The organism is Peribacillus sp. NPDC096622, assembly GCF_044762665.1.
Classification (GTDB): Bacteria; Bacillota; Bacilli; order Bacillales; family DSM-1321; genus Peribacillus; species Peribacillus frigoritolerans_B.
Window position 1 is genome coordinate 24,278 of record NZ_JBIWES010000029.1, and the last position, 6,000, is coordinate 30,277.

Genomic DNA, 6,000 nt, shown 5'->3' on the forward strand with positions numbered 1-6,000 from the left:
AGTGATACGTTAAAAAAAATTTATTATTGTATGATAAAAGAGAAAAACGGATCGGGGATCATTCCTATTATAATATCCTCCGGACCTTGGCTTTTTCTTCTATTTTCAAATCAATTGCAAGATTTCCTTTTTAAAGATGGGAGTTTGCTTTGGGTCGTCTTCATTTTAATTTATATTTCCATTCTTTCCATAAGTGTGTATCTTCACTTTCATGAAAAATCATGGTCTTTTGTTCATATTGAAATCATCCAAGAAATTTTACATGAACGAAAAGGAATAAGGGAAAAGACATGAGGTTCCCTCAATGAGGAGATTCTTCTGCATATTCAATCTTAATCCCATTCACCTTTTCATTCTATTCGTAAGTTCGGATGATATTTGTCTACAAACTCAGCGATTCTTTAATAAGAATCGCTTTTCTTTATTGAACTAACAGGACAGGTTACTTTAACAAAAGTCATGTAAAATATAATAAAAAAGCGTGTAGTGGAGGAGTCGGAAAATAATATGGAATGTTTTTGTGAACAAAAAGAAACATATGAGTTAAGAGTTGAAGGTGATGTTGGGGCGGACCCTATATGGTGCAATCAATGTGGTTGTAACTTGGATATAGAGGACATTCCGATTTCAAATACGTTAACAAATGAATTGATTGAATGGGTAAATAGGTATGGTGAATGGATTGATTGGGATGAAGATACATTGCTTCCTAATGGGATTGAACTTGAAGAAGAACACAATAAACAAGGATTGACTTTAACGAAAAAAATGAAGAAAGAACTTGAAGGGAAATATAGAATTACATTTTCACCTTCGACAATGGCAAGAATGTATGCAAATAAAAATCATTAACCCTTATTCCCACGGAGCTGTCTTTAAGGCAGCTTTTTCTTATGGAACTAACGAGGCAGGTTAGTTTAATAAGAAACATCAAATTGGTAGGCTGAAATATGAAAAAAGAAATCCCTTTGCAAGAAGGTAAAGTGATCTTTTTTTAAAGAATCGGATTTTTGGGATGGTTGGTTAGCAAGATGTTATAAAGAAACAAAAGCCATCTATATAGCGACATACAATTTTTATTTTAACAAATACGAAAAAAGTTTTTATCAGAAGTTATCACACCTTGCGAATAAGGAAGAATTATATATTGATAAAACAAGAGAGATAATACCAGAATTACGCTATTTAGACTGCATGGAAAAACATTTAGGCAAACTGGGTTATCCAGTACCAATCCATTTTTATTGGTATCATTTTCAAATGCAGATTTATGACGAAAAATATGTTCCTAATATTGCTTTTAGTGAATTTGTGAATTGTCTTCATATTATTAATGTAAGACCCTAAATTAATGCTGGCAACAGCTCTTAGTAGGTTAGTTTGTCCGAAGTATAGAGGGGAAAGGAAAGTTTTTCTTTCCTCAAAAAACCTTTCTACACATGGAGTAGAAAGGTTGGGTGAACAATCCTCAATTTAATTTTCTTTCGTTAATCGACTCATTCGGAATGGAGCAATGATGAGAACGATAATAAGAACAATTCCCATATAGCCAAAGATTGGATAGAGAGAGGAAACAAGTTTAGTGAAGCCAAAGAAGCTTGCTATAAATCCTATCAACAGTGATGAAATAACGATTACTTTAAATTTTATGGTCTGTGGATCCGAAAAGCGTGTTCCAAATGAGTAGAACATGCTGACTGCCGTATTGAAGATCATAGCGAACAGAACGAGAGAGTACAGAATACCTAAGAGAGGTGAAAAACTGTTGGCGATTCCCAGCATTGGCATATCTAAGTCCGATACAGTATTAATATTTGAGAAAATAGTAAGGTGACTAATTATAAGAAGTAGACCTAAAGTGATCCCTCCTGTAAGTCCTCCAATGGATGATATCCTTTCATCAGGTTCATTTCCACCCATAACAAGTGTCATGGAAGCCCCCATTGCAATGGTTATTGAAATATAGTTTATTGCAGATATAAGCCAATGTCCCGCAGCTGAATTTTGTTCCAGCGCATGTGGTTCAAGTGACGTAAACGATGAATTCATTGTAAACATACTATAAATAAATAGAACAAGTACGACAAGAATCAGAAATGGTGTGACGGATGCAATTACCTTAATCACACGGTCAACTTTCAGCATAACTGTTATCATAACAAGAACAGTCATAAGAATGTTGCCTATAAAGGAAGGTAATCCGAATTGCTGATCAAAGATCGAGCCTGACCCCGCAATCATGACAATTCCTATACCAAATAGGATGGCGTTCAGAACATAATCAATGATACAGCCGAGAAAGCGACCACAAATCTTATAAATTACTTCCTGATGCGAATCTGTTTGTGTACGACTGCCAAGCTTCATCAGAATCATTCCAAGGTATGCAAAAATAGCGACTGAAATGATAGCTCCAATTGTGCCCAAGTTCCCGAAGCTTACAAAGTAAAGCATGGTTTCTTGTCCTGAGGCGAACCCTGCTCCGATAAGAATTCCGATAAAAGCGCTAGCAATCTTAAGGATTCTCTTCATGTTGTCCTCCGTTTTTCTTACGTTTATATTTTTTCTTAACTATTTGATAGGATTGTTATTTGATTACCGCATCTTTTGATACATATTAATTACCTAAGGAGGTTCCATGGTGTATTTCTGTAAATAATTAACTTAGACACCGTCCTTTTATGGTACTGAAGTTCCCTAGTACTCTTGGGGGCATAGTCGATTTCCTGTCCGCTACTGCCATCTCTTCATTCAGCTCTTTCGAACGTTTCGCTGCATGATGAATCGCCTGTGAAATGGCTCTGCCGCCATTATTTTTTCGTAAAGCATCAAGTCCGGATGCCGTCGTTCCATTTGGTGAAGTGACTTTCTCTCTGAGACTTGCCGGTGTCTCGTCGTTCACCATAATCATCTTGGCTGCGCCTAAAATCGTTTGGGCGACAATCTCACGGACCATCGCTTCATCCATGCCCTTTTTAACGCCAGCGTGTTCCATATGCTCCATTAAATAATAGAAGTAAGCAGGTCCGCTTCCTGCAATTCCTGTAAAAATATCCATTTGCTCTTCTTCAATTAAGAACACTTTTCCCATACAGCTAAACAGTTCTTTCACTGCTATCACATTGTCCATCGCTGTATGTCTTCCCGGACATAACGCAGTTGCCGACTCCCGGATCATGCTCGAGGTATTTGGCATCAACCGCACAACTTGCTGTCCAAGCTGTAGATGATTTTCCATAAATTCAGTGGAAATGCCCGCTAAAACAGAAATCACAACTTGATCCACTCTTATTTTATCTTTGAGTGCATCAAGAGCATCTGCTGCTCCCTGTGGCTTCATTGCCAAAATAAAGAAATCAACTTCTTCATATGGCAATGCATCCTGATGGACCGCATGAACTCCATACACGTGATTCATTTCCTCGAGTCGTAATTGATTGCTGCGATTTGTCACATAAATTCTCTCTGCTGGTATGCTCCCAATCTGTACAATTCCTGAAATCATCGACTCTGCCATCGAACCGGCTCCTAAAAATGCAACAGTTTTATCTCTCAACATTATGCCCTCCTAAAAGTTCATTGTTCGTAATCCGTTCGTATTTTTCAACCTTGTTATCGTAACATGCTCAGATTTAGATTCAAGGGAAGAGAGGACATTCACAAGGAAAAGGCCGAGATAGTGAAGGGAAGCGTTATCATTTGGTGCTTACATGCCGGTCAGGTCATTTAATCAGGGATAATCGGCTGTAATCGGGGTATTTGCGGATATTTTAGGAAAAAAACAATACATGTCGTTACAGGTTTTGTCCGTATTTTTTGTCTGTAAAATGCCCTTTTAATAATCGCTCTCCCATTTTATCTAAGACTTGACCTTAATTTATTGAAGGGAGAAGCACATGAAGATGAATATACAACTTTATTAGTGCAAGGTGTTGATGAGGAAGGGGTATCTTCCGAGTCATTACAGATATTAATGAAATACAAGCTTTTATAGAAAAAGTGAACAAATTGGAAGTTGTGCAACCTCCTAATAAGGAGTTATTGAGGCTTATGCAGAGTGTCAAGGCATTTTATTTTAATTAAAGCAATGAAATGAATACCATTTGGCGATAAATTATTTTACTAAGTTTTTAATGTTTTTACTGATATATGCAAAGTTAGCAGTACACTAAAAAAGTAATAAGGTTAACTTCAGTAAAATAAGGTATATTATATTTGTTGAATAAATTCTCTTTAAAGACAAGAAAAGTAGGTGAACAAAGTGGGAAAATATCAATTGGATACCAAAGGTAAGGTAGCTGTGACAAAGTATCATGAAAAACAGAAGCCTGCCAAATTTGATAAAAAGCAGCAACTTGAAAAAATACGTGCGGAGTATTTGAAAAAGAAGCAAAAACAAACAGATAAATAGTATGAATGAAAACATAGGAAGACTAAAATCTCCCTATGTTTTTCTTATTCGAAGTTCTTTTTTCAATTAATGATAGAGTTTATTATTCCCAAAAATTTCAGATTCGGTGACAAAAAACTCGTCATCAGATATCCATTCCTCACTAAAAATTTCAGTAGCAGAATCAATAGACCAGCCGTTATTTTGGATACACCAGCAATCTCCAGCAGAAATTTTTAAAACATTTGGATACTCACTTGGCTTAGGTAACTGAATAAAAAGATAAGTCTCGATCTTTTCAGCAAGATCCTTTCTCAACACCCCACACTCAAAGAAAGTCAGGGAATACGTGCTTTACATCAATAAGGGAGGTTGTTTGAAGCAACCTTTTCTTAATGAACTCCCATGAAAATTAAAAAAGCTTAAAATCCAGAAAAAATCACAACAAAATAGACCCAGTAAAGACGCTTTTTAAAAAAAGGCTGAGCCTTATGAGTGATCTGATTGAGTTTGGTATATCGTTAAACAAAAACCTCCAATCAAAGCAAATTAAGTAGAGGCTAGCGCGACGACCAAAAAAGGATTAATCTCCCATGAGTGCTCTACCCCAAAAGGGCGCGACAGTCAGTGGTGCACCTTGGTCGTTGGAGTCAGACTAACGGGTGGGCTCTAACGCACCATAGTTCATCGACCTTCCTCTCCAAGCCGTAGAATTAGTATTGACGGCTCTGAACCATTTTCATTCTCTGTGGTGAAGCACTGATTTTTGCGCTTCATGGATGGCTAACGGGGCAGTTTAGTTGAATAAAGGGAAAAAAGAATGTAATAGTTTTCATTTTACTTAAAAGCTGTAAGTAATTATAACTAAGCATTTATATTACATAAATAATGACATGACTGTAGGCTATTTTTCATACAATATTTTTGGGGTGGAAAAATGGCAAGAGCAAATTACCGAAGTTCAGACGTTGACTTAATGGCAAGGATGATGAGAGCAGAAGCCGAAGGTGAAGGACAACTAGGAATGTTATTTGTTGGAAATGTAATTGTGAATCGTCTTGTAGCTAATTGTTTAGACTTTAAAGGTTTAAGAACAATTCCACAAGTCATTTATCAAGTACAAGGAGGAAATTATTCTTTTGAAGCTGTTCAAAAAGGGAATGTATTTTATCAAAGAGCGAGAGGTATTGAAAGAAGATTAGCAGAACAGAATTTGAAGCACTGGAGACAGCATCCGGCTAGATATGCCCTTTGGTATTTCAATCCCTATGCGCCATGTCCTCCAACATGGTATGATCAACCTCATACTGGTCAATTTAAAGACCATTGTTTTTATGAACCAAAACCTGGAACATGTGATAGTGTTTATAGAGGTTAAGCTTACTCTTTGAGTAAGCTTTTTTACATATTTAAAATATTTATACAATATAAAACTTTTAGCAATAGTTTTTATCTAAAAAAGTAAGATTGTGAATTATTGTACTTCAGCTAACGGGTGCGTTAGCTGAAGATCGAAGCTGTCTTTAAGGCAGCTTTTTCGTGCGCCCGGCATGGGTGCAATCTATAGGGTGAAAGTCCCGAACCATGAAGGCAGTAGTAGTGGTTAGCTT

General features: G+C 36.5%; 6 protein-coding genes. 3 read left to right on the forward strand and 3 right to left on the reverse strand.

Annotated features, from left to right (window positions below; genetic code table 11):
* The first annotated feature begins 507 nt into the window (after positions 1–507).
* Positions 508–852, forward strand: coding sequence for a hypothetical protein (locus ACIQYG_RS25385; protein ID WP_402843954.1), 345 nt, complete (start codon positions 508–510; stop codon positions 850–852).
* A 621-nt stretch (positions 853–1,473) separates the two neighbouring features.
* Here ACIQYG_RS25385 and ACIQYG_RS25390 read toward each other — a convergent pair.
* Together ACIQYG_RS25390 and proC are read right to left on the reverse strand one after the other, a co-directional pair.
* Positions 1,474–2,532, reverse strand: a complete 1,059-nt coding sequence (locus tag ACIQYG_RS25390; protein ID WP_402843956.1) for a YkvI family membrane protein — start codon at positions 2,530–2,532, stop codon at positions 1,474–1,476.
* Positions 2,533–2,659: 127 nt separating this feature from the next.
* A complete protein-coding gene (gene proC, locus ACIQYG_RS25395; protein ID WP_402843959.1) occupies positions 2,660–3,559 on the reverse strand; it encodes a pyrroline-5-carboxylate reductase in 900 nt (299 codons plus the stop codon).
* A gap of 702 nt (positions 3,560–4,261) precedes the next feature.
* Here proC and ACIQYG_RS25400 point away from each other — a divergent pair.
* A complete protein-coding gene (locus tag ACIQYG_RS25400) occupies positions 4,262–4,411 on the forward strand; it encodes a hypothetical protein (RefSeq protein WP_402843962.1) in 150 nt (49 codons plus the stop codon).
* A gap of 66 nt (positions 4,412–4,477) precedes the next feature.
* Here ACIQYG_RS25400 and ACIQYG_RS25405 read toward each other — a convergent pair whose 3' ends face one another.
* On the reverse strand, positions 4,478–4,708 hold the full coding sequence (locus tag ACIQYG_RS25405) for a hypothetical protein (protein ID WP_402843965.1): 231 nt from the start codon (positions 4,706–4,708) through the stop codon (positions 4,478–4,480).
* Between the two features lie 619 nt (positions 4,709–5,327).
* Between ACIQYG_RS25405 and ACIQYG_RS25410 the strand changes: the two genes are divergently transcribed.
* Positions 5,328–5,768: a cell wall hydrolase gene (locus tag ACIQYG_RS25410; protein WP_402843968.1), complete on the forward strand. Its 441-nt coding sequence runs from the start codon at positions 5,328–5,330 to the stop codon at positions 5,766–5,768.
* Positions 5,769–6,000 lie beyond the last annotated feature (232 nt).